The following is a 22,602-nucleotide window of genomic DNA, read 5'->3' as shown; positions in this document are numbered from 1 at the left end:
GGGGCTGTTCATCTCGCCGGGGACGGTGAAGAACCACCTCGCCAGCATCCAGCGCAAGCTCGGTGCCCGTAACCGGGTGGGCATCGCGGCCTGGGTGTGGGAACAGGCTGCCGGTAGCCGGTAGCCGGTAGCCGGTAGCCGGTAGCCGGCCCCGGCTCACGGCCCCTGCCCCGGCCCCGGCCCCTGCCCTGGCCCCGACCCCCGGGCTTGGAGGAAGCAGCCCCGGGGCGGAGGCCGCACGAGAGCGGCCCCGCCCCCGCCCTCCGGCCGGCCCCGCCCCCGCCCTCCGGCCTGCGCGCGAGCACTCGCGCGAGGGGAGGGGAAACCCCTCCGACGCCGGTCTCGCGCGCTTGTGAACGAAGGGTCAAGCGAGCGTTCGGACCCCCGCCACCCCTGCGAGTGAGCCGCCATAACACGTCAACATGACGCCCGGAAATTTGCCGGGCTGGACGCATAGTTGATATAGGAGCGCGCCCCTGACCAGCCGCTTCACAAGTAAATGCGACTGGTTGTGATCATTTGACTCCCTTGCGTTGACAAATCTGGGCATGTTCACATTCGCCACCATTCACATGGTGTCGTAGATCACAAAGATCGCGGTGAACTGCGTGTCGCAGATCACAAGCCGACAGGCATAGGATGCGCTCGTTCCAGGCTTTGTGAACTGCCTCACATGAGGTGGATCCCGGGAACCGGAGGGCGGGTTCACCTGAGCGTGACCCGCCGGTTCCGATCTGCAGTCAAGGACGACTGGACGGAGGGAGCGGGGGCTATGAATGCCTACGCGCCGATCCTCGTACTCGGTGCCATCGCGGCGGCGTTCGCGGTCGGCTCCGTCGTGATGGCCTCACTCACCGGCCCCAAGCGCTACAACCGGGCCAAGTTGGAGGCGTACGAGTGCGGCATCGAGCCGACCCCGCAGCCCGTGGGCGGCGGTCGGTTCCCGATCAAGTACTACCTGACGGCGATGCTCTTCATCGTCTTCGACATCGAGATCGTCTTCCTCTACCCCTGGGCGGTGACCTTCGACGCCCTGGGGATCTTCGGGTTGGTCGAGATGCTGCTCTTCATCGCCACCGTCTTCGTCGCGTACGCCTACGTCTGGCGCCGCGGCGGCCTGGAGTGGGACTGAGCCCGGCGGGACCGATCGACCCCCGGAGCGGGACTGAGCGCGGGGTGGCCGCCGCCCTTGTGAACGAGCGGACAAGCCCGAACGGGCCGGACGTACCAGAGGACTTGAGGGCATTGAGAGGGATCTGATGGGAATCGAGGAGAAGCTGCCGAGCGGCTTTCTGCTCACGACCGTGGAGACGGCCGCCGGCTGGGTGCGCAAGGCGTCACTCTTCCCGGCCACCTTCGGTCTGGCCTGCTGTGCGATCGAGATGATGACCACCGGTGCCGGCCGCTACGACCTGGCCCGGTTCGGGATGGAGGTCTTCCGGGGCTCCCCCCGGCAGGCCGATCTGATGATCGTGGCGGGCCGGGTGAGCCAGAAGATGGCACCGGTGCTGCGCCAGGTGTACGACCAGATGCCCAACCCCAAGTGGGTGATCTCGATGGGCGTCTGCGCCTCCTCCGGCGGGATGTTCAACAACTACGCGATCGTGCAGGGCGTCGACCACATCGTCCCGGTGGACATCTACCTGCCCGGGTGTCCGCCCCGTCCGGAGATGCTGATGGACGCGATCCTGAAGCTGCACGACAAGATCCAGCACGAGCCGCTGGGCGTGAACCGGCGCCGGGCCGAGGAGCTCGGCGAGGCGCTCGCCCTGCAGGCCACCCCGATCAGCGAGATGCGGGGGCAGCTGCGATGAACGAGCAGGTACCCGAGACCCGCCGCGAGCAGCCGGTCCGCGAGATCCCGGTCGAGGTGGTCGGCCGCCGCCAGGGCATGTTCGGTGCGAAGGGCAGCGGCGACACCTCCGGGTTCGGCGGCCTGGCGGCGCCGATCGCGCTGCCCGGTCCGAGCGAACGCCCGTACGGCGGCTGGTTCGACGAGGTCGCCGACGAGCTGGAGGGCGCCCTGGAGGAGCAGGGCCTGGACCCGGCCGAGGTGATCGAGAAGACCGTGGTCGACCGCGGCGAACTCACCTTCCACGTCGAGCGCGAGCACCTGCTGAAGACCGTCCGCGTCCTGCGCGACGACCCGGCGCTGCGCTTCGAACTGTGTCTGGGGGTCAGCGGGGTGCACTACCCCGGCGACAAGGGGCGCGAGCTGCACGCGGTCTACCACCTGCGCTCGATCACCCACGGCCGGCTGATCCGGCTGGAGGTCACCGCGCCCGACGCCGACCCGCGCATCCCCTCCGTGGTGAGCGTCTACCCGACCAACGACTGGCACGAGCGCGAGGCCTACGACTTCTTCGGGCTGGTCTTCGACGGCCACCCGGCGCTCACCCGGATCATGATGCCGGACGACTGGCTGGGCCACCCGCAGCGCAAGGACTACCCGCTCGGCGGCATCCCCGTCGAGTACAAGGGCGCCCAGATCCCGGCTCCCGACCAGCGGAGGTCGTACAGCTGATGAACACTCAGCACTACGAAGAGGCCCACGGCGACGCCGCGGAAGCGGACGCCCGCGAGACCACCGAGGGCCGGGTCTTCACCGTCACCGGCGGCGACTGGGGCGAGGTGGTCGAGGCGGTCGGCCGGGCCGACGACGAGCGCATCATCGTCAACATGGGCCCCCAGCACCCGTCCACCCACGGCGTGCTCCGGCTGATCCTGGAGATCGACGGCGAGACGGTGAAGGAGGCCCGCTGCGGCATCGGCTACCTCCACACCGGCATCGAGAAGAACATGGAGTTCCGCAGCTGGGTCCAGGGCACCACCTTCGTGACCCGCATGGACTACCTGACCCCGCTGTTCAACGAGACCGCCTACTGCCTGGCGGTAGAGAAGCTGCTCGGCATCACCGACGACGTCCCGGACCGGGCGAACGTCATCCGCGTGATGATGATGGAGCTCAACCGGATCGCCTCGCACCTGGTCTGCCTGGCCACCGGCGGCATGGAGATCGGCTCCACCACCCTGATGATCTACGGGTTCCGGGACCGCGAGCTGATCCTGGACGTCTTCGAGCTGGTCACCGGCCTGCGCATGAACCACGCGTACGTGCGCCCCGGCGGCCTCGCCCAGGACCTGCCGCCCGGCGCCGTCGACCAGATCCGCGAGGCCGTCAAGGTCTTCCGCTCCCGGATGCACGAGTACGACAAGCTGGCCACCGGCAACCCGGTGTTCAAGGCCCGCCTGGTCGACGTCGGTTTCCTGGACCTGCCCGGCTGCCTCGCCCTCGGCGCCACCGGCCCGATCCTGCGCGCCACCGGCCTGCCGCACGACCTGCGCAAGACCGACCCGTACTGCGGTTACGAGGACTACGACTTCGAGGTCGCGATCGCCGACAGCGCCGACTCCTACGGCCGCTTCCTGATCCGCCTGGAGGAGATGAAGCAGTCGCTGCGGATCGTCGAGCAGTGTCTGGACCGGCTACGCCCGGGCCCGGTCATGGTGGCCGACAAGAAGATCGCCTGGCCGGCCCAACTGGCCGTCGGGCCGGACGGGATGGGCAACTCCCTCGACCACATCCGCAAGATCATGGGCACCTCGATGGAGGCCCTGATCCACCACTTCAAGCTGGTCACCGAGGGCTTCCGGGTCCCGGTCGGCCAGGCGTACGCGGCGGTCGAGTCGCCCAAGGGCGAGCTGGGCGTGCACGTGGTCAGCGACGGCGGGACGCGCCCGTACCGGGTCCACTTCCGGGACCCGTCGTTCACCAATCTGCAGACGATGGCGGCGATGTGCGAGGGCGGCCAGGTGGCCGACGTGATCGTCGCGGTGGCCGGGATCGACCCGGTGATGGGAGGCGTGGACCGGTGACCAACGTCGAACTCGGACTGCCGGCGCTGCCGGCCGCACCGTACCCCGAGGAGGTGCGCACCCGGCTGGCCGCCGACGCCGCCGAACTGATCGCCCGCTACCCGCAGCCCCGCTCGGCGCTGCTGCCGCTGCTGCACCTGGTGCAGGCCGAGGAGGGCTTCGTCAGCCCGACCGGCATCCGGTTCTGCGCCGAGCAGTTGGACCTCACCACTGCCGAGGTCACCGCCGTCGCGACCTTCTACACCATGTACCGGCGCCGCCCGGCCGGGAAGTACCACGTCGGGGTCTGCACCAACACACTGTGTGCGGTGCTCGGCGGCGACCAGATCTTCGACGAGCTCCAGGAGCACCTGGGTATCCGCAACAACGAGACCACCGAGGACGGCGAGGTCTCGATCGAGCACATCGAGTGCAACGCGGCCTGCGACTACGCGCCCGTGGTGATGGTCAACTGGGAGTTCTTCGACAACCAGACCCCGGAGAGCGCCCGGCAGCTGGTCGACGACCTCCGGGCCGGCCGCGAGGTCAGGCCCACCCGCGGTGCCCGGCTGTGCGGCTTCAAGGAGACCGCCCGGATCCTGGCCGGCTTCCCGGACGAGCGCCCGGGCGCCAACGACGAGTCCGGTGCCGGCGGCGCGCCCTCCCTGGCCGGACTCCGGCTGGCCCGCGGCGAGGCCCTGCCCGGCACCCCCGGTACCCGGGTCGTCTCGCCCCGCAACGAGCCGCCCCGCAACGAGCCGCCGCGTACCGAAACGCCCCGCAACGAGCCGCCCCGCAACGAGCCGCCGCGTACCGAAACGCCCCGCAACGAGCCACCCCGCAACGAACAGCCCCGCAACGAGTCGGCCGACCCGGAGTCGTCCCGCACCGAGGGCACCGGCCAGGAAGGGAGCGAGGCGTGATGACCTCCGCCGAGCCGGCCGAGAAGCTGCTCACCCCCGTCCTGTCCGACTCCTGGGACGACAGCCGCCCCTGGACGCTGGACACCTACCGCCGCCACCACGGCTACGAGGGCCTCAAGGCCGCCCTCGCCATGCCCCCGGACGACGTGATCGCCCTGGTCAAGGACGCCGGCCTGCGCGGCCGCGGCGGCGCCGGCTTCCCCACCGGCATGAAGTGGCAGTTCATCCCGCAGAACGACGGCAAGCCGCACTACCTGGTGGTCAACGCGGACGAGTCCGAGCCGGGCACCTGCAAGGACATCCCGCTGCTGTTCGCCAACCCGCACTCCCTCATCGAGGGAATGATCATCGCCTCCTACGCGATCCGCTGCGACCACGCCTTCATCTACCTGCGCGGCGAGGTCGTCCCGGTGCTGCGCCGACTGCACGCGGCGGTCGCCGAGGCGTACGGGGCGGGCCTGCTCGGCCGGAACATCCTCGGCTCCGGCACCGACCTGGACATCACCGTGCACGCCGGCGCCGGCGCGTACATCTGCGGCGAGGAGACGGCACTGCTGGACTCGCTGGAGGGCCGCCGCGGCCAGCCCCGGCTGCGGCCCCCGTTCCCGGCGATCGCCGGCCTCTACGCCTGCCCGACGGTGGTCAACAACGTCGAGTCGATCGCCTCGGTGCCGCCGATCCTGGCCCGCGGCAAGGAGTGGTTCAAGGGCCTGGGCACCGAGAAGTCCCCCGGCTTCACGCTGTACTCGCTCTCCGGCCACGTCACCAACCCCGGCCAGTACGAGGCCCCGCTGGGCGTCACGCTGCGCCAGCTGCTCGACCTCAGCGGCGGCGTGCGCGCCGGGCACCGGCTGAAGTTCTGGACCCCGGGCGGCTCCTCCACCCCGATGTTCACCGACGAGCACCTCGACGTCCCGCTGGACTACGAGGGCGTCGGCGCGGCCGGCTCGATGCTCGGCACCAAGGCGCTGCAGGTCTTCGACGAGACCACCTGCGTGGTGCGGGCGGTGACCCGCTGGACGGAGTTCTACGCCCACGAGTCCTGCGGCAAGTGCACCCCCTGCCGCGAGGGCACCTACTGGCTGGTCCAGCTGCTCAAGCGGATCGAGGCGGGCGAGGGCGTCGACGGGGACCTGGAGAAGCTCCTCGACATCGCCGACAACATCAACGGCAAGTCCTTCTGCGCGCTGGGCGACGGTGCGGCCAGCCCGATCGTCTCCTCGCTCCGGCACTTCCGGGCCGAGTACGAGCAGCACCTGGCCGAGCGCCGCTGCCCGTTCGACCCGGCCGCCTCCACCGTCTGGGCCGACGGCCCCCGCCCCGGCCACCAGTCCGCCACCGAAAGGGAGGTGCACGCGTGACGATCACAGAGCCAACCGCCTCCACGGGAGACAAGCCCGCGGTCGAACTGGTCACGCTCACCATCGACGGCGTCGAAGTGCAGGTCCCCAAGGGGACGTTGGTGATCCGCGCGGCCGAGGCCGTCGGCACCCAGATCCCGCGCTTCTGCGACCACCCGCTGCTCGACCCGGCCGGCGCCTGCCGCCAGTGCATCGTCGAGATCGAGGGCCAGCGCAAGCCGGTCGCCTCCTGCACCATTCCGGTGGCCGAGGGCATGGTGGTGCGCACCCAGCTCAGCTCGCCGGTGGCCGAGAAGGCGCAGCGCGGCGTGATGGAGCTGCTGCTGATCAACCACCCGCTGGACTGCCCGGTCTGCGACAAGGGCGGCGAGTGCCCGTTGCAGAACCAGGCGATGAGCAACGGCGCCGCGGACTCCCGCTTCGAGGGCATGAAGCGCACCTACGAGAAGCCGGTGCCGATCAGCAGCCAGGTGCTGCTGGACCGCGAACGCTGCGTGCTGTGCGCGCGCTGCACCCGCTTCTCGCAGCAGATCGCCGGCGACCCGTTCATCGACCTGGTGGAGCGCGGGGCGCTGCAGCAGGTCGGCACCGGCGAGGGGGACGACTTCGAGTCGTACTTCTCCGGGAACACCATCCAGATCTGCCCGGTGGGCGCGCTGACCTCGGCGGCCTACCGGTTCCGCTCGCGCCCCTTCGACCTGGTCTCCTCGCCGAGCGTGTGCGAGCACTGCTCGGCGGGTTGCGCGCAGCGCACCGACCACCGGCGCGGCAAGGTGCTGCGGCGGCTGGCGGGCGAGGACCCGGCGGTGAACGAGGAGTGGAACTGCGACAAGGGCCGCTTCGCCTTCCGCTACGCCCAGCAGCGCGACCGGCTGACCACCCCGCTGGTGCGGGTGGACGGCGAGTTGGTGCCGGCCTCCTGGCCGGAGGCGCTGGCGCGGGCCGCCGAGGGCCTGCGCGGCGCCCGGACGGGCGTGCTGACCGGCGGCCGGGTGACGGTCGAGGACGCGTACGCGTACGCCAAGTTCGCGCGGGTGGTGCTGGGCACCAACGACGTGGACTTCCGGGCCCGCCCGCACAGCGGCGAGGAGGCGGACTTCCTGGCCGCGGCGGTCGCCGGGCGCGGGGTGGACGTGGACGGCTCGGGCGTGACGTACGAACTGCTGGAGCAGGCGCCGACGGTGCTGCTGGCGGGCTTCGAGCCGGAGGAGGAGTCGCCGATCGTCTTCCTGCGGCTGCGCAAGGCGGTCCGCGGCCGCGGTCAGAAGGTGTTCTCGGTGTCCGCGTTCGGCTCCCGGGGCCTGGCCAAGCTGCGCGGCGCGCTGCTGCCGGCCGCGCCGGGCACCGAGCCGGAGTGGTTCGCGGCGCTGGCGGCGGACGAGCCGCTGAACGACGACGCGGGCCGGGCGGCCGAGCTGCTGCGCGCCCCGGGCGCGGTGATCCTGGCGGGCGAGCGGCTGGCCACCGTGCCGGGTGCGCTGACGGCGGTGCTGCGGCTGGCGCACGCGACCGGTGCGAGGCTGGCGTGGGTGCCGCGCCGGGCGGGTGAGCGCGGGGCCGTGGAGGCCGGCGCGCTGCCGGGCCTGCTGCCCGGTGGCCGTCCGGTCGCCGCCCCGGCGGCGCGGGCCGAGGCGGCCGAGGCGTGGGGGGTGGCGGAGCTGCCGTCGACGCCGGGCCGGTCCACCGACCGGATCCTGGCGGCGGCCGCGCAGGGCGAGTTGGAGGCGCTGCTGGTCGGCGGGGTGGACCCGGACGACCTGTCGGACCCCGCGCTGGCGGACGAGGCGCTGGCGGCGGTCCCGTTCGTGGTGTCGCTGGAGCTGCGGCCCTCCGCGGTGACGGCCCGCGCGGACGTGGTGCTGCCGGTGGCGGCGGTGGCGGAGAAGGCCGGCACCTTCCTGGACTGGGAGGGCCGGGTGCGGATGTTCGAGTCGGCGCTCAAGCCGGACCAGCAGATGGGCCGTCACCTGCAGTCGGACCTGCGGGTGCTGAGCATGCTGGCGGACGCACTGGGTCACCGGCTGGGCCTGCCCGACGTCCGGGCGGCGCGGCTCGAGCTGGACTCCTTCGCCCCCTGGGAGGGCGGCCGCGCGGCCGATCCCGCGGCGCACCCGGGCCTGCTGCCCCGGCCGGCCACCGGCCAGGCGGTGCTGGCGGGTTGGCGCCAGCTGCTGGACGAGGGCGTGCTGCAGCAGGGCGATCCGCACCTGGCGGGCACCCGGCACCGCGCGGTGGCCCGGATCTCCGCCGAGACGGCGAAGGAGATCGGTGCGGAGGCGGCCGCCGCGCTGCGGCTGACCGGCCCGGCCGGCTCGCTGACCCTGCCGCTGGAGGTCACCGACTCGATCCCGGACCGCACGGTCTGGATCCCGCTCGGCTCCACGCCGGGTGGTGCCCACCGCGCGCTCGGCACCACCGTCGGCCACCTGGTCACGATCGCGGCGGCCGAGGCCGGGCCCGAGCCGGTGGCGCAGGCCCCGGCCGACACGACCGCGGGCGAAGGGGAGGACCGATGACTCCGCAGCCGTACGAGACGCTCCACTTCTTCGGCCAGGACCCGTGGTGGCTGGTCCTGCTGAAGGCGGTGTTCTGCTTCGCCTTCCTGGTCCTGACGGTGCTGATCGCGATCGTCTGGGAGCGCAAGGTGGTGGCCTGGATGCAGCTGCGCATCGGGCCGAACCGGCACGGGCCGTGGGGCATGCTGCAGTCGCTGGCGGACGGCGTGAAGCTGGCGCTGAAGGAAGACCTGGTGGTCAAGGGCTCGGACAAGGTGGTCTACATCCTGGCCCCGATCGTCTGTGCCGTCCCGGCCTTCATGGCCTTCGCGGTGATCCCGTTCGGTCCGGCCGGCGACGAGGTGTCGATCTTCGGCACCCGGACGCCGCTGCAGCTGACGGACTTCCCGGTGGCGCTGCTGTACATCCTGGCGACGGCCTCGGTGGGCATCTACGGCATCGTGCTGGCCGGCTGGTCCTCCGGTTCGACGTACCCGTTGCTGGGCGGGCTGCGCTCGTCCGCGCAGATGATCAGCTACGAGATCGCGATGGGCCTGTCCTTCGCGGCGGTGTTCATCTACTCGGGGTCGATGTCGACCTCCGAGATCGTGGCGCACCAGCAGCCGACCTGGTTCGCGGCGCTGCTGCCGGTGTCCTTCATCGTCTACGTCATCGCGATGGTCGGGGAGACCAACCGGGCGCCGTTCGACCTCCCGGAGGCCGAGGGCGAGCTGGTCGGCGGCTTCAACACCGAGTACTCCTCGCTGAAGTTCGCGATGTTCATGCTGGCCGAGTACGTGAACATGGTGACGGTCTCGGCGGTGGCCTCGACCCTCTTCCTGGGTGGCTGGCGGGCCCCGTGGCCGGTGTCGACCTTCTGGGAGGGCGCCAACCACGGCTGGTGGCCGATGCTGTGGATCACGCTGAAGATCCAGCTGCTGCTGTTCTTCTTCATCTGGCTGCGCGGCACGTTGCCCCGGTTCCGCTACGACCAGTTCATGAAGCTGGGCTGGAAGGTGCTGATCCCGGTCTCGCTGGTGTGGCTGGTGCTGATCGCGAGCGTGCGGGCGCTGCGCAACGAGGGCTACGACTTCGGCGAGGTGGTGCTGTACGTGGGCGGCCCGGTCGGGGCGGTGCTGCTGCTGGCGCTGCTGCGGGACTTCCTGAGGAAGCAGCCGGAGGCCGAGGAGACGCCCCCGAAGGGGCAGTTCGACCCGATGGCGGGTGGCTACCCGGTCCCGCCGCTGCCCGGCCAGGAGCTTCCGCCGGTGCCGCGCAGGCGCAGTCGCGCCCCGAAGCAACTCCAGGACGCCCTCAACGGGGCCGACCATTCCGAAGGGAGCTGAACCGAGATGTCGTCCGACCAGTCCGATCATTCCGACCGTACGGAGCGGCCCGAGCGGGCCGAACGGCCGTCGGTCCTCGGCCCGGCCGCCGGCTTCGGCGTGACCTTCAAGGCCATGTTCAAGAAGCGGCTCACCGAGCAGTACCCGGAGCAGAAGAAGCCCACCGCTCCGCGCTTCCACGGCCGCCACCAGCTGAACCGGCACCCGGACGGCTTGGAGAAGTGCGTCGGCTGCGAGCTGTGCGCGTGGGCGTGCCCGGCCGATGCGATCTACGTGGAGGGCGCGGACAACCGGGACGAGGAGCGCTACTCGCCGGGCGAGCGCTACGGCGTGGTGTACCAGATCAACTACGCCCGCTGCATCCTGTGCGGGCTGTGCATCGAGGCCTGTCCGACCCGCGCGCTCACCATGACCAACGAGTACGAGCTGGCCGACTCCTCCCGGCGGGATCTGATCTTCACCAAGGAGCAGCTGCTGGTGGGCCTGTCCGAGGGCATGGTCGACACCCCGCACGCGATCTTCCCGGGCGCCGACGAGGGCGCGTACTACCGGGGCGAGATCACCGCGGCCGCGCCGGGCACGGTGCAGCAGGAGCGCACCGACCGGGAGAAGGAGGCGCAGCAGTGATCGGACAACTCGCAGCCGCCACCGGGACGACCTCCACCGGCGAGGCCGTCCAGTTCTGGGTGCTCGCGGTGGTCGCGGTCGGCGGCGCGCTCGGCATGCTGCTGATGAGGAAGGCCGTGCACAGCGCGCTCTGCCTGGCGGCCACCATGATGGCGCTGGCGGTCTGTTACATGGCCGAGGGCGCGGTGTTCCTGGGCGTCGTGCAGATCGTGGTCTACACCGGCGCGATCATGATGCTGTTCCTGTTCGTGGTGATGCTGGTCGGTGTCACCAGTGAGGACTCCCTGAAGGAGCAGCTGAAGGGCCAGCGGTTCGCCGCGGTGCTGTGCGGGCTGGGCTTCGGCGTGCTGCTGATCGCCGGGATCGCCAACGCGAAGCTGGACCACTTCACCGGGCTGTCGGAGGCGAACGCCGAGGGCAACGTGCCGGGTCTGGCCCGGCTGATCTTCACCCGCTACGTGTGGGCCTTCGAGGTCACCGGTGCGCTGCTGATCACCGCGGCGATCGGCGCGATGGTGCTGACCCACCGCGAGCACGTGACGGCGCCGAAGACCCAGCGCGAGCTGGCGGCGCAGCGGGTCAAGGACAACATCCAGCTGCCGCCGCTGCCGGCGCCGGGCGTGTACGCGCGGCACAACGCGGTGGACGTGCCGGGCCTGCTGCCGGACGGCACGATCGCCGAGGACTCGGTGATGGCGACGCTGCGCGAGCGCGGCCAGGTCCGGGACGTCAGCCAGGCGATGCTGCAGCGGATGGCGGAGCTGGAGAACAGCACGGCGGACTGGCTGGGCCGTCCGTCCTCCGAGCGGCCGGCGGTGGCCGGTCCGCGCAAGTCCCTGGAGCCGGCGAACGCCAACCACACCAACGGGGCGGACGAGGAGGGCGCGCAGTGAATCCGGTCAACTACCTCTACTTGTCGGCCCTGTTGTTCACCATCGGCGCCTCCGGGGTGCTGATCCGGCGCAACGCGATCGTGCTGTTCATGTGCGTGGAGCTGATGCTGAACGCCTCGAACCTGGCGCTGGTGACGTTCTCCCGGATGCACGGGACCCTGGACGGCCAGATCATCGCGTTCTTCACGATGGTGGTCGCGGCGGCCGAGGTCGTGGTCGGCCTCGCCATCATCGTCTCCATCTTCCGGACCAGGCACTCCGCTTCGGTCGACGACAGCAACCTGATGAAGCTGTAGGCGGAGGGCCTTCGGTGAACTCTCTCATTCCGCTGCTGGTGGCGGCTCCACTGGCCGGCGCCGCCCTGCTGCTGCTCGGCGGCCGGGCGCTGGACCGGTTCGGCCACTGGCTGGCCACCGCTCTCGCCGCGCTCTCGTTCGGCTTCGGCCTGGCGCTCTTCTCTGACCTGCTCGGCCGCGACGCCGAGCACCGGACGCTCACCAAGTACCTGTTCACCTGGATCCAGGTGAACGGCTTCCGGGCCGACATGGCCTTCCAGCTCGACCAGCTGTCGATGACCTTCGTCCTGCTGATCACCGGCGTCGGCACGCTGATCCATGTCTACTCGGTCGGCTACATGGCGCACGACGAGCGCCGGCGCCGCTTCTTCGCCTACCTGAACCTCTTCCTGGCCGCCATGCTGCTGCTGGTGCTCGCCGACAACTACCTGCTGCTGTACTTCGGTTGGGAGGGCGTGGGCCTGGCCTCGTACCTGCTGATCGGCTTCTGGCAGCACAAGCCGAGCGCGGCGACGGCGGCGAAGAAGGCCTTCATCGTCAACCGGGTCGGCGACATGGGCCTGTCCATCGCGATCATGCTGATGTTCGCGGAGTTCGGCTCCTTCGCCTTCGGCCCGGTCTTCGGCGGCGCCCACGAGGCGAGCGAGGGCAAGCTGACCGCGATCGGCCTGATGCTGCTGCTGGCGGCCTGCGGCAAGTCGGCCCAGGTGCCGCTGCAGTCCTGGCTCGGGGACGCCATGGAGGGCCCGACCCCGGTGTCGGCGCTGATCCACGCGGCCACCATGGTGACCGCCGGCGTCTACCTGATCACCCGCTCCTCGGCGATCTTCGACCTGGCGCCGGACGCCCAGACCGCCGTGGTGGTGGTCGGCACGGTCACGCTGCTGTTCGGTGCGATCGTCGGTTGTGCCAAGGACGACATCAAGAAGGCGCTGGCCGGCTCGACCATGTCGCAGATCGGCTACATGGTGCTGGCGGCCGGGCTCGGCCCGATCGGCTACGTCTTCGCGATCATGCACCTGGTGACCCACGGCTTCTTCAAGGCCGGGCTCTTCCTCGGCGCCGGGTCGGTCATGCACGGCATGAACGACGAGGTGAACATGCGTCACTACGGCGGCCTGCGGAAGTACATGCCGGTCACCTTCGCCACCTTCGGCCTCGGCTACCTGGCGATCATCGGCTTCCCGGGCCTGTCCGGGTTCTTCTCCAAGGACAAGATCATCGAAGCGGCCTTCGCCAAGGGCGGCACCGAGGGCTGGATCCTCGGCCTGTGCGCGCTGGTCGGTGCCGCCGTCACCGCGTTCTACATGACTCGGGTGATGATGCTGACCTTCTTCGGCGAGAAGCGCTGGAAGCCCGACGCCGAGGGCAACGCCCCGCACCCGCACGAGTCGCCGAAGATCATGACCCTCCCGATGGTCCTGCTGGCCTTCGGCTCCGTCTTCGCGGGCGGGCTGTTCGCCTACAACGAGTCCTTCCTGAAGTGGCTGGAGCCGGTCACCGGGTACAGCGAGGGCGACTCGCCGCTCGCTCCGTCGGTCGTCACCGTGCTGACCACGGTCTGCATGCTGGCCGGCGTCGGCCTCGCGTACCTGATGTACGGGCGCTCGCCCGTCCCGGTGGTCCCGCCGGTCGGCTCCCCGCTCACCCGGGCCGCCCGGCGCGACCTGCTGCAGGACGACTTCAACCACGCGGTCCTGGTGCGGCCCGGTTCGGCGCTCACCGCGACGCTGGTCTTCTTCGACAGCCGCGGCCTGGACGGCTTCGTCAACGGCCTCGCCGCCGCGATCGGGGGCCTGTCCGGCCGGCTGCGGCGGATCCAGAACGGCTTCGTCCGCTCGTACGCGCTCTCCATGTTCGGCGGCACGCTGGTGCTGGTCGCCACGACTCTCCTGATGAGGTCCGTCTGATGACTCGTCGTCCTGATGTCCGTCGGGAGGTGGGCGCATGAGTGCCCTCCTGAGCGCCACCTGTGCCGTCCCGGCGGCCGGCGCGGTGCTGACCGCCGCCCTGCCCGCCGGGTCGACCGGGGCCAGGCGCCGGACCACCAAGGCCGTCGCCCTGGGCGTCTCCGCCGTCACCCTGGCGCTGGCCGCCGTGGTGGCCACGCAGTTCGATCCGCACGGCGACCGCTACCAGCTGACCGAGTCGTACAGCTGGATCCGCTCCTTCGGGATCAGCTTCTCGCTCGGCGTGGACGGCATCGGTGCCGTCCTCGCCCTGCTCACCGCCGTCCTGGTGCCGATGGTGATGCTCGCCTCCTGGCACGACGCCGACCCCCCCTCCTCGCCCGCCGACCGGCCGGAGGGCCCCGGCCCGGCCCGGCCCGACGGCACCTTCGAGAACCGGCGCCGCACCCAGGCCTTCTTCGCCCTGATCCTGGCGGTGGAGGCGATGGTGATCGTCTCCTTCTACGCCACCGACGTCTTCGTGTTCTACGTGTTCTTCGAAGCCATGCTGATCCCGATGTACTTCCTGATCGGCGGCTTCGGGGACCGGGCCGGCGGCCCGGAGTCGGCGCGTCAGCGCTCCTACGCGGCCGTGAAGTTCCTGCTCTACAACCTGCTCGGCGGCCTGGTGATGCTGGCCGCCGTGATCGCCTTCTACGTGATCGCGCAGGACCAGGGCTTCGGCACCTTCGACCTGCAGACCCTCACCTCGGCGGTCGCCGACGGCAGGCTGCAGCTGTCCGGCACCGCCGAGAAGGCGCTGTTCCTGGGCTTCTTCTTCGCCTTCGCGGTGAAGGCCCCGCTGTGGCCGCTGCACACCTGGCTGCCGAACGCGATGGGCGAGGCCACCGCCGGCACCGCGGTGCTGATCACCGCGGTGGTGGACAAGGTCGGCACCTTCGCGATGCTGCGCTTCTGCCTCGGGCTGTTCCCGCACGCCTCGAAGACCTTCGCCCCGGCGATCCTGGTCCTCTCGCTGATCGGGATCATCTACGGCGCGCTGCTGGCGGTCGGCCAGAAGGACATCAAGCGGCTGGTCGCCTACGCCTCGATCTCGCACTTCGGCTTCATCATCATGGGCATCTTCGCCCTGACCAGCCAGGGCCAGAGCGGCGCGACCCTCTACATGGTCAACCACGGCCTCTCCACCGCCGCGTGGATGCTGGTGGCCGGCTTCCTGATCTCCCGCCGCGGCTCGCGGCTGATCGCCGACTACGGCGGCGTGCAGAAGGTCGCCCCGGTGCTCGCCGGGACCTTCCTGATCGGCAGCCTGGCGACCCTGTCGCTGCCCGGCCTCGCCCCGTTCGTCAGCGAGTTCCTGGTCCTGGTGGGCACCTTCACCCGCTACCCGGCGATCGGGATCGTCGCGACCCTCGGCATCGTGCTGGCCGCCCTGTACGCCCTGCTGCTGTACCAGCGCACCATGACCGGCCCGGTGAAGGAGGGCGTGCACGCGATCCCCGACCTCAAGGTCCGCGAACTCGCCGTGGTCGCCCCGCTGGTGGCGCTGACCGTCCTGCTCGGCGTCTACCCCAAGCCGCTCACCGACCTGGTCAACCCCTCGGTGAACGCGACGCTCTCGCAGGTCCACGAGACCGACCCGGCGCCGGCCCACCCGGTCGCCGCCACCCCAGGAGGTGAGCAGAAGTGAGCGCCACCGCAGTGCTCGCCGCCGCCGGCGGCAACACCCCCAGCATCCCGGCGCCGCACATCGAGTACGGCCAACTCTCCCCGATGCTCGTGGTGTTCGGCGCCGCCGTGGCCGGCATCCTGGTGGAGGCCTTCGTGCCCCGCCGGTACCGGCACTGGACGCAGGTGACGCTCGCGCTGACCGGTCTGGTCGGTGCCTTCGTCGCCGTGGTGGTGCTGGCCGTGCAGAGCCACGGCTTCACCCGGATCGACCTGCTGGCCATGGAGTCGGTCGCGCTGGACGGCCCGGCGCTGTTCCTGCAGGGCGTCATCCTGCTGGCGGCGGCCGTCGCGGTGCTCACCTACGCCGAGCGGAAGCTGGAGCCCAAGGCCGGCGGCCTGCCCGCCGACGCCTTCGCCGCCCAGGCCGCCGCCACCCCCGGCGGCGAGCAGGAGCGGGCCGCGGTCCGGGCCGGCTTCGCCACCAGCGAGGTCTTCCCGCTCACCATGTTCGCGGTCGGCGGCATGCTGCTGTTCCCCGCCGCCAACGACCTGCTGACCATGTTCGTGGCGCTGGAGGTCTTCTCCCTGCCGCTGTACCTGCTGTGCGCCCTGGCCCGGCGCCGGCGGCTGCTCTCCCAGGAGGCGGCGGTCAAGTACTTCCTGCTCGGCGCCTTCGCCTCGGCGTTCTTCCTGTTCGGGACCGCCCTGCTGTACGGCTACGCGGGCAGCGTCAAGCTCGGCGACATCGGGGACGTCATCTCCGGCAAGGCGATGACCACCCCCGCGCAGCTGAGCAGCACCCAGAGCGACGTGCTGGTGCTGACCGGCCTGGCGCTGCTGGCGGTCGGCCTGCTGTTCAAGGTGGCCGCGGTGCCGTTCCACTCCTGGACCCCGGACGTCTACCAGGGCGCGCCGACCCCGGTGACCGGCTTCATGGCGGCCGCCACCAAGGTCGCGGCCTTCGGGGCCTTCCTGCGGCTGTTCTACGTGGCCTTCCCGGGCCTGCGACTGGACTGGCGGCCGGTGATGTGGGGCGTGGCGATCCTGACCATGGTGGTGGGCGCGGTCCTGGCGGTGACCCAGCAGGACGTCAAGCGGCTGCTGGCGTACTCCTCGATCGCGCACGCCGGGTTCATCCTGACCGGCGTCATCGCCGTCAACAAGCAGGGCATCTCCTCGGTGTTGTTCTACCTGCTGGCGTACTCCTTCGTGACGCTCGGCGCCTTCGCCGTGGTCACCCTGGTGCGCGACTCCAAGGGCGAGGCCACCCACCTGTCCAGCTGGGCCGGGCTGGGGCGGCGCTCGCCGCTGGTGGCCGCGGTCTTCGCGCTGTTCCTGCTGGCCTTCGCCGGGATCCCGCTGACCTCCGGATTCACCGGGAAGTTCGCGGTCTTCCAGGCCGCGGCGAGCGGCGGGGCGACCCCGCTGGTGATCGTCGGTGTGCTGAGCTCGGCGGTGGCCGCGTTCTTCTACATCAGGGTCATCGTGCTGATGTTCTTCTCGGACCCGCAGCCGGGCGGGCCCACGGTGGCGATCCCGAGCGCCTTCACGGCGACCGCGATCGGGGTGGGGGTGCTGGTCACGCTGGTTCTCGGCCTGCTGCCGCAGTACTTCCTCGACCTCGCGTCGAAGGCCTCACTGTTCGTGCGCTGACCTTCCGTCTCCTCCGCACCCGACCATGGCCCCGTCCGGGCCGCGCCCCGTTCGCGCGGCCCGGACGGGTCTTTGTCGGCAACCGCGGCCGGAGCGTTCCGGCGGTCCTCCGGCCTTTATTTCCAGCCGAATTCACCCCCACCGCCGCACGGCCCGTACAGCGGCCCTGACCAGGGAATCCAGCCGGATCATGACAGGATCCGCACGCCCGTGCAGTGATCCACTCGCGACCGGATACCCTGCCTGTATGGCCAGCGGCGGCACTCAGGGACCAGGCCGCTAGATCGACCAGGGACAGAGGAGTGGTCTTCGTGACCGTCGTGGAACCCTTCGGGCTCAGCGTGCAGGACCGCGACCTGACCCGGGACGTCCAGGCCGGACTGGACGCGGTGGAGGCGGCGCTCGGCGAGGCCGTCAAGAGCGACGTCCCCTTCATCACCGTCACCGCCAGTCACCTCCTTGAGGCCGGCGGCAAGCGCTTCCGTCCGCTGCTCCTCCTGCTGGCCGCCCAGTTCGGCGACCCCGGGGCGCCCGGCGTGGTGCCGGCCGCGGTCGTCGTCGAGCTGACCCACCTGGCCACGCTGTACCACGACGACGTCATGGACGAGGCCCCGGTGCGCCGCGGCGCCCCCAGCGCCAACTCCCGCTGGGACAACTCGGTCGCCATCCTCACCGGCGACTTCCTCTTCTCCCGCGCCTCCCAGGTGCTGGCCGACCTCGGCCCGGAGGCCGTGCGGATGCAGGCCGAGGCCTTCGAGCGGCTGGTCACCGGCCAGATCCTGGAGACCCGCGGCCCCGGCTCCGACATGGACCCGCTGCTGCACTACCTGGACGTGCTGGAGGGCAAGACCGGCTCGCTGATCGCCGTCTCCTGCCGGATAGGAGCGCTGATGGCCGGTGCCGAGCCCGCACTCGTCGACACCCTCGGCGAGTTCGGCGAGCGGATCGGCATCGCCTTCCAGCTGGCCGACGACGTGCTCGACATCGCCAGCGACGGCCACGAGTCCGGCAAGACCCCCGGCACCGACCTGCGCGAGGGCGTGCCGACCCTGCCGACCCTGCTGCTGCAGCAGATGCCGGCCGACCCGGCGGACCCGGACGACGCCCGGCTGCGCGAACTGCTCACCCAGGACCTCTCGGACGACGGCCTGCACGCCGAGGCGCTGCGCCTGATGCGGGCCCACCCCGCGCTGGAGCGCGCCCGCGCCGAGACGCTGCGACGGGCCGAGGAGGCCCGGGCGCTGCTCGCCCCGCTGCCGGCCTGCCCGGCGAAGGCGGCCCTGGAAGGGCTCTGCGACGCGGTGGCCATCCGCACCATCTGACGGCCCCGAGCCCCCCGAGCCCCGGCCTGGGCCCGCCCGGCCTCCCGGCGTGATCGGCCCGGACCCCGGCGGAACCGGCCGGATCGGTGGGACGGGCCCCGGCGATGGGGGAGACTGACATCCGTCAGCTCACCCCTGCCGGGAAGGTCGCCATGCGTCGCGTCGTCATCGCCGAGGACTCCGTACTGCTGCGGGAGGGACTGACCCGGCTGCTCACCGACCGCGGCCTGGAGGTCGTCGCGGGCGTCGGGGACGGTGCCGCCCTGGTGAAGACCATCCACGACCTGGCCGCGGCCGACGAGCTGCCCGACGTCGTGGTCTCCGACGTGCGGATGCCCCCGACCCACACCGACGAGGGCCTGCGCGCCTGCGTCGAGCTGCGCGAGCACTACCCGCAGCTGGGCGTGCTCGTGCTGTCGCAGTTCGTGGAGGAGCGGTACGCCGCGGAGCTGCTGGCCGGATCCACCCGCGGCGTCGGCTACCTGCTGAAGGACCGGGTCGCCGAGGTGCGCGAGTTCGCCGACGCGGTGGTCAGGGTCGCCGAGGGCGGCACCGCACTGGACCCCGAGGTGGTGCAGCAGCTGCTCAGCCGCAGCCGCAAGGGCGACGTTCTGGCCAATCTCACGCCGCGCGAGCGCGAGGTGCTCGGTCTGATGGCCGAGGGCCGCACCAACGCCGCGGTGGCCAAGCAGCTGGTGGTCTCCGACGGCGCGGTGGAGAAGCACGTCAGCAACATCTTCCTCAAGTTGGGCCTGGCCCAGAGCCCGGAGGACCACCGCCGGGTGCTGGCCGTGCTCACGTACCTCAAGTCCTAGGGTGCCCCGCTCCGGCCGGGTGCCCCGCTCCCGCCGGGCCCCGCTCCCGCCGGGGAACCGGGAACGGCCGCCGGATTCGGAATGATCTCCGGCGGTCGGACGTTCTTCCCGTGTGCGGTAGGGCGCGGGCCGGTGATTTCCCGCCGCACGCAGGAGTTCCGTCCCAGCTCGACTCCACCCGCATAGGATGCGGGAGGTGCACCAAGCGGACGGGGCACGGGGCCGCGCCCGCGGTGGTGTGCCCAAGGAGGTCCGCGGCAGTGACCAGTCAGGTCGATCAGTCAGAGGCAGTGGACGGCTCGGACGGCGACGAGACCCGTACCGGGAGCGACGAGGCGCGCCCCGGCCCGAGCGCTCCGGCCGGCCCGCCCGCCCCGGGCGGCCCGCCACCCGGACGTGCCAAGCCGATCCGCAGACTCGACCGGGTGATCATCCGTTTCGCCGGCGACTCCGGTGACGGCATGCAGCTCACCGGTGACCGGTTCACCTCGGAGACGGCGTCCTTCGGCAACGACCTGTCCACGCTGCCGAACTTCCCCGCCGAGATCCGCGCCCCCGCCGGCACCCTCCCCGGTGTCTCGTCCTTCCAGCTGCACTTCGCCGACCACGACATCCTGACCCCGGGCGACGCCCCCAACGTGCTGGTCGCGATGAACCCGGCCGCACTGAAGGCCAACCTGGCGGACCTGCCGCGCGGCGCGGAGATCATCGTCAACACCGACGAGTTCACCAAGCGCGCGCTGGCCAAGGTCGGTTACGCGGCCGATCCGCTCACCGACGGCTCGCTGGACGGCTTCCACCTGCACAAGGTGCCGCTCACCACGCTGACGCTGGAGGCGCTCAAGGACAGCGGCCTGGCCCGCAAGGACGCGGAGCGGGCGAAGAACATGTTCGCCCTGGGCCTGCTGTCCTGGATGTACCACCGGCCCACGCACGGCACCGAGTCGTTCCTGCGCAGCAAGTTCGCGAAGAAGCCGCAGATCGCCGAGGCGAACATCCAGGCCTTCCGGGCGGGTTGGAACTTCGGCGAGACCACCGAGACCTTCGCGGTCTCCTACGAGGTGCCGCCGGCCAAGCTCCCGGCCGGGCGCTACCGCAACATCTCCGGCAACCTCGCGCTGTCGTACGGGCTGATCGCCGCCGGGCAGCGCTCGGGTCTGCCGCTCTACCTGGGCTCGTACCCGATCACCCCGGCCTCGGACATCCTGCACGAGCTGAGCAAGCACAAGAACTTCGGGGTGCGCACCTTCCAGGCGGAGGACGAGATCGCCGGCATCGGTGCCGCGCTCGGTGCCGCCTTCGGCGGGGCGCTCGGCGTGACCACCACCTCCGGGCCCGGTGTGGCGCTCAAGAGCGAGACGATCGGCCTGGCGGTCTCGCTCGAACTGCCGCTGCTGGTCGTGGACATCCAACGCGGTGGCCCCTCCACCGGCCTGCCGACCAAGACCGAGCAGGCGGACCTGCTGCAGGCCATGTTCGGGCGCAACGGCGAGGCGCCGGTGCCGATCGTCGCCCCGGCCACGCCCGCGGAGTGCTTCGACGCGGCGCTGGAGGCGGCCCGGATCGCGGTCACCTACCGCACCCCGGTCTTCCTGCTCTCCGACGGCTACCTGGCCAACGGCTCGGAGCCCTGGCGGATCCCCGAGGTCGACGAACTGCCGGAGATCGACCCGCAGTTCGCGACCGGCCCGAACCGCGAGGACGGCGCCTTCTGGCCGTACCTGCGCGATCCCCGGACTCTGGCCCGGCCCTGGGCGCTGCCCGGCACGCCCGGCCTGGAGCACCGGATCGGCGGCATCGAGAAGCAGGACGGCACCGGGAACATCTCCTACGACCCGGCCAACCACGACTTCATGGTCCGCACCCGGCAGGCCAAGATCGACGGCATCACCGTCAAGCCGGTCGAGGTGGACGACCCGAGCGGGGACGCCCGGGTGCTGGTCCTCGGCTGGGGCTCGACGTACGGGCCGATCACCGCGGCGGTGCGCCGGGTCCGGGCGGACGGCGGCGAGGTCGCCCAGGCGCACCTGCGCAACCTCAACCCCTTCCCGGCCAACCTGGGCGCGGTGCTGAGGAGTTACGAGAAGGTCATCGTGCCCGAGATGAACCTCGGGCAGCTCGCCCTGCTGCTGCGGGCGAAGTACCTGGTGGACGCCGAGTCCTACAACCAGGTGCGCGGACTGCCCTTCAAGGCGGCCCAGTTGGCGGACGTGCTGTGGGCCGCGATCGGCACCCTGGACGAGGAGGACCACCGATGACCGAGCCAGGCTTCCCGTCCCTGCGGCTGGTGCCCAAGGCCGAAGCGCCGCAGAGCGCACGGGACTTCAAGACCGACCAGGAAGTGCGCTGGTGCCCCGGCTGCGGGGACTACGCGATCCTGGCGGCGGTGCAGTCCTTCATGCCGGAGCTCGGCATCAAGCGGGAGAACACGGTCTTCGTCTCGGGCATCGGCTGCTCCTCGCGCTTCCCGTACTACATGAACACCTACGGGGTGCACTCCATCCACGGCCGTGCGCCGGCCATCGCGACCGGGCTGGCGAGCTCGCGCCAGGACCTCAGCGTCTGGGTGGTGACGGGTGACGGCGACGCGCTGTCGATCGGCGGCAACCACCTGATCCACGCCCTGCGGCGGAACGTCAACCTGAAGATCCTGCTGTTCAACAACCGGATCTACGGCCTCACCAAGGGCCAGTACTCGCCGACCAGTGAACTCGGCAAGATCACCAAGTCCACACCGATGGGCTCGCTGGACGCACCGTTCAACCCGCTGTCGCTGGCGCTCGGCGCCGAGGCCACCTTCGTCGCGCGCACCATCGACTCCGACCGCCAGCACCTGCAGTCGGTGCTGCGGGCGGCGGCCGAGCACGAGGGCACGGCGCTGGTGGAGATCTACCAGAACTGCAACATCTTCAACGACGGCGCCTTCGAGGTGCTGAAGGAGCCCGGCACCCGGGACGAGGCGCTGATCCGGCTGGAGCACGGGCAGCCGGTCCGCTTCGGGGCGGAGGGCGCCAACGGCGTGTTCCGGGGCCGGGACGGCGAACTGTTCACCGCGCCGGTCACGGCGGAGAACGAGGCGGACCTCCTGGTCCACGACGCGCACGCGGCGAGCCCGGCCACCGCCTTCGCGCTCTCCCGGATCGCCGACGCCGACACCCTGCACCACACGCCGATCGGCGTGCTGCGGAGCGTCGAGCGGCCCGTCTACGACGAGTTGATGGCGAGCCAGCTGGCCACCGCCGTCGCCCACGGCGGCCCCGGCGACCTGGCCGCGCTGCTGGCCGGCAGCGACACCTGGACGGTGGACTGACCGTCCCCCGATGCGCGTCGGCGCCCCTCGCCCGCTGCCGAGAGCTGGACCCTCTACCTCGGCAACACCGAGCTGAAGCTGGTCAAGGGCGCGGCCAAGGCCACCGCCACCCGCTACTACCCGCT

19 protein-coding genes are annotated in these 22,602 nt (G+C 71.1%); all 19 read left to right on the top strand.

Features of this window, described 5'->3' with window-relative positions; translation table 11 throughout:
* Nucleotides 1-124, top strand: a 124-nt coding sequence (locus ABTY56_RS37260; RefSeq protein ID WP_350634143.1) for a response regulator transcription factor, incomplete at its 5' end; no start/stop codon positions are given.
* A gap of 648 nt (nt 125-772) precedes the next feature.
* Nucleotides 773-1,132: an NADH-quinone oxidoreductase subunit A gene (locus tag ABTY56_RS37255; protein ID WP_030060100.1), complete on the top strand. Its 360-nt coding sequence runs from the start codon at nt 773-775 to the stop codon at nt 1,130-1,132.
* A 127-nt stretch (nt 1,133-1,259) separates the two neighbouring features.
* Nucleotides 1,260-1,814, top strand: a complete 555-nt coding sequence (locus ABTY56_RS37250; protein WP_030060101.1) for a NuoB/complex I 20 kDa subunit family protein — start codon at nt 1,260-1,262, stop codon at nt 1,812-1,814.
* A complete protein-coding gene (locus ABTY56_RS37245) occupies nt 1,811-2,524 on the top strand; it encodes an NADH-quinone oxidoreductase subunit C (protein WP_350634140.1) in 714 nt (237 codons plus the stop codon). Before ABTY56_RS37250 ends, ABTY56_RS37245 begins: the two co-directional genes overlap by 4 nt.
* Nucleotides 2,524-3,876 carry an NADH-quinone oxidoreductase subunit D gene (locus ABTY56_RS37240; protein ID WP_350634139.1) on the top strand — a complete coding sequence of 451 codons (1,353 nt, stop codon included), beginning with the start codon at nt 2,524-2,526 and terminating at the stop codon, nt 3,874-3,876. Before ABTY56_RS37245 ends, ABTY56_RS37240 begins: the two co-directional genes overlap by 1 nt.
* Before the next feature lie 17 nt (nt 3,877-3,893).
* Complete coding sequence (nuoE, locus tag ABTY56_RS37235; RefSeq protein ID WP_350634142.1) at nt 3,894-4,778, top strand: NADH-quinone oxidoreductase subunit NuoE; 885 nt, start codon at nt 3,894-3,896, stop codon at nt 4,776-4,778.
* Entirely contained in the window at nt 4,778-6,139 is a 1,362-nt protein-coding gene (gene nuoF / locus ABTY56_RS37230) for an NADH-quinone oxidoreductase subunit NuoF (RefSeq protein WP_350634138.1), read from the top strand. Before nuoE ends, nuoF begins: the two co-directional genes overlap by 1 nt.
* On the top strand, nt 6,136-8,655 hold the full coding sequence (locus ABTY56_RS37225) for an NADH-quinone oxidoreductase subunit G (protein WP_350634137.1): 2,520 nt from the start codon (nt 6,136-6,138) through the stop codon (nt 8,653-8,655). Before nuoF ends, ABTY56_RS37225 begins: the two co-directional genes overlap by 4 nt.
* Nucleotides 8,652-9,980, top strand: a complete 1,329-nt coding sequence (nuoH, locus tag ABTY56_RS37220) for an NADH-quinone oxidoreductase subunit NuoH (protein WP_350634136.1) — start codon at nt 8,652-8,654, stop codon at nt 9,978-9,980. Before ABTY56_RS37225 ends, nuoH begins: the two co-directional genes overlap by 4 nt.
* A 6-nt stretch (nt 9,981-9,986) precedes the next feature.
* Nucleotides 9,987-10,607, top strand: a complete 621-nt coding sequence (gene nuoI / locus ABTY56_RS37215; RefSeq protein ID WP_350634135.1) for an NADH-quinone oxidoreductase subunit NuoI — start codon at nt 9,987-9,989, stop codon at nt 10,605-10,607.
* Nucleotides 10,607-11,500, top strand: a complete 894-nt coding sequence (locus tag ABTY56_RS37210) for an NADH-quinone oxidoreductase subunit J (RefSeq protein WP_350634141.1) — start codon at nt 10,607-10,609, stop codon at nt 11,498-11,500. Before nuoI ends, ABTY56_RS37210 begins: the two co-directional genes overlap by 1 nt.
* Nucleotides 11,497-11,796: an NADH-quinone oxidoreductase subunit NuoK gene (gene nuoK, locus ABTY56_RS37205; RefSeq protein ID WP_030235394.1), complete on the top strand. Its 300-nt coding sequence runs from the start codon at nt 11,497-11,499 to the stop codon at nt 11,794-11,796. Before ABTY56_RS37210 ends, nuoK begins: the two co-directional genes overlap by 4 nt.
* Nucleotides 11,797-11,810: 14 nt before the next feature.
* On the top strand, nt 11,811-13,706 hold the full coding sequence (gene nuoL, locus ABTY56_RS37200; RefSeq protein ID WP_350634134.1) for an NADH-quinone oxidoreductase subunit L: 1,896 nt from the start codon (nt 11,811-11,813) through the stop codon (nt 13,704-13,706).
* Nucleotides 13,707-13,743: 37 nt separating this feature from the next.
* The gene (locus ABTY56_RS37195; RefSeq protein WP_350634133.1) at nt 13,744-15,396 is read left to right on the top strand and encodes an NADH-quinone oxidoreductase subunit M; all 1,653 of its coding nucleotides are present in this window, start codon (nt 13,744-13,746) and stop codon (nt 15,394-15,396) included.
* A complete protein-coding gene (gene nuoN, locus ABTY56_RS37190) occupies nt 15,393-17,030 on the top strand; it encodes an NADH-quinone oxidoreductase subunit NuoN (RefSeq protein ID WP_350634132.1) in 1,638 nt (545 codons plus the stop codon). The genes ABTY56_RS37195 and nuoN overlap by 4 nt, the downstream gene beginning before the upstream one ends.
* Nucleotides 17,031-17,341: 311 nt before the next feature.
* On the top strand, nt 17,342-18,352 hold the full coding sequence (locus ABTY56_RS37185; protein ID WP_350634131.1) for a polyprenyl synthetase family protein: 1,011 nt from the start codon (nt 17,342-17,344) through the stop codon (nt 18,350-18,352).
* A 152-nt stretch (nt 18,353-18,504) separates the two neighbouring features.
* The gene (locus ABTY56_RS37180) at nt 18,505-19,167 is read left to right on the top strand and encodes a response regulator (RefSeq protein WP_350634130.1); all 663 of its coding nucleotides are present in this window, start codon (nt 18,505-18,507) and stop codon (nt 19,165-19,167) included.
* A 260-nt stretch (nt 19,168-19,427) separates the two neighbouring features.
* Nucleotides 19,428-21,425 carry a 2-oxoacid:acceptor oxidoreductase subunit alpha gene (locus ABTY56_RS37175; RefSeq protein WP_350634129.1) on the top strand — a complete coding sequence of 666 codons (1,998 nt, stop codon included), beginning with the start codon at nt 19,428-19,430 and terminating at the stop codon, nt 21,423-21,425.
* The gene (locus tag ABTY56_RS37170; protein WP_350634128.1) at nt 21,422-22,477 is read left to right on the top strand and encodes a 2-oxoacid:ferredoxin oxidoreductase subunit beta; all 1,056 of its coding nucleotides are present in this window, start codon (nt 21,422-21,424) and stop codon (nt 22,475-22,477) included. Before ABTY56_RS37175 ends, ABTY56_RS37170 begins: the two co-directional genes overlap by 4 nt.
* The last annotated feature ends 125 nt before the right edge of the window (nt 22,478-22,602 follow it).

Source organism: Kitasatospora sp. NPDC097691 (assembly GCF_040302665.1).
Classification (GTDB): domain Bacteria; phylum Actinomycetota; class Actinomycetes; order Streptomycetales; family Streptomycetaceae; genus Kitasatospora.
This window is presented reverse-complemented; position numbering and strand designations above follow the sequence as displayed.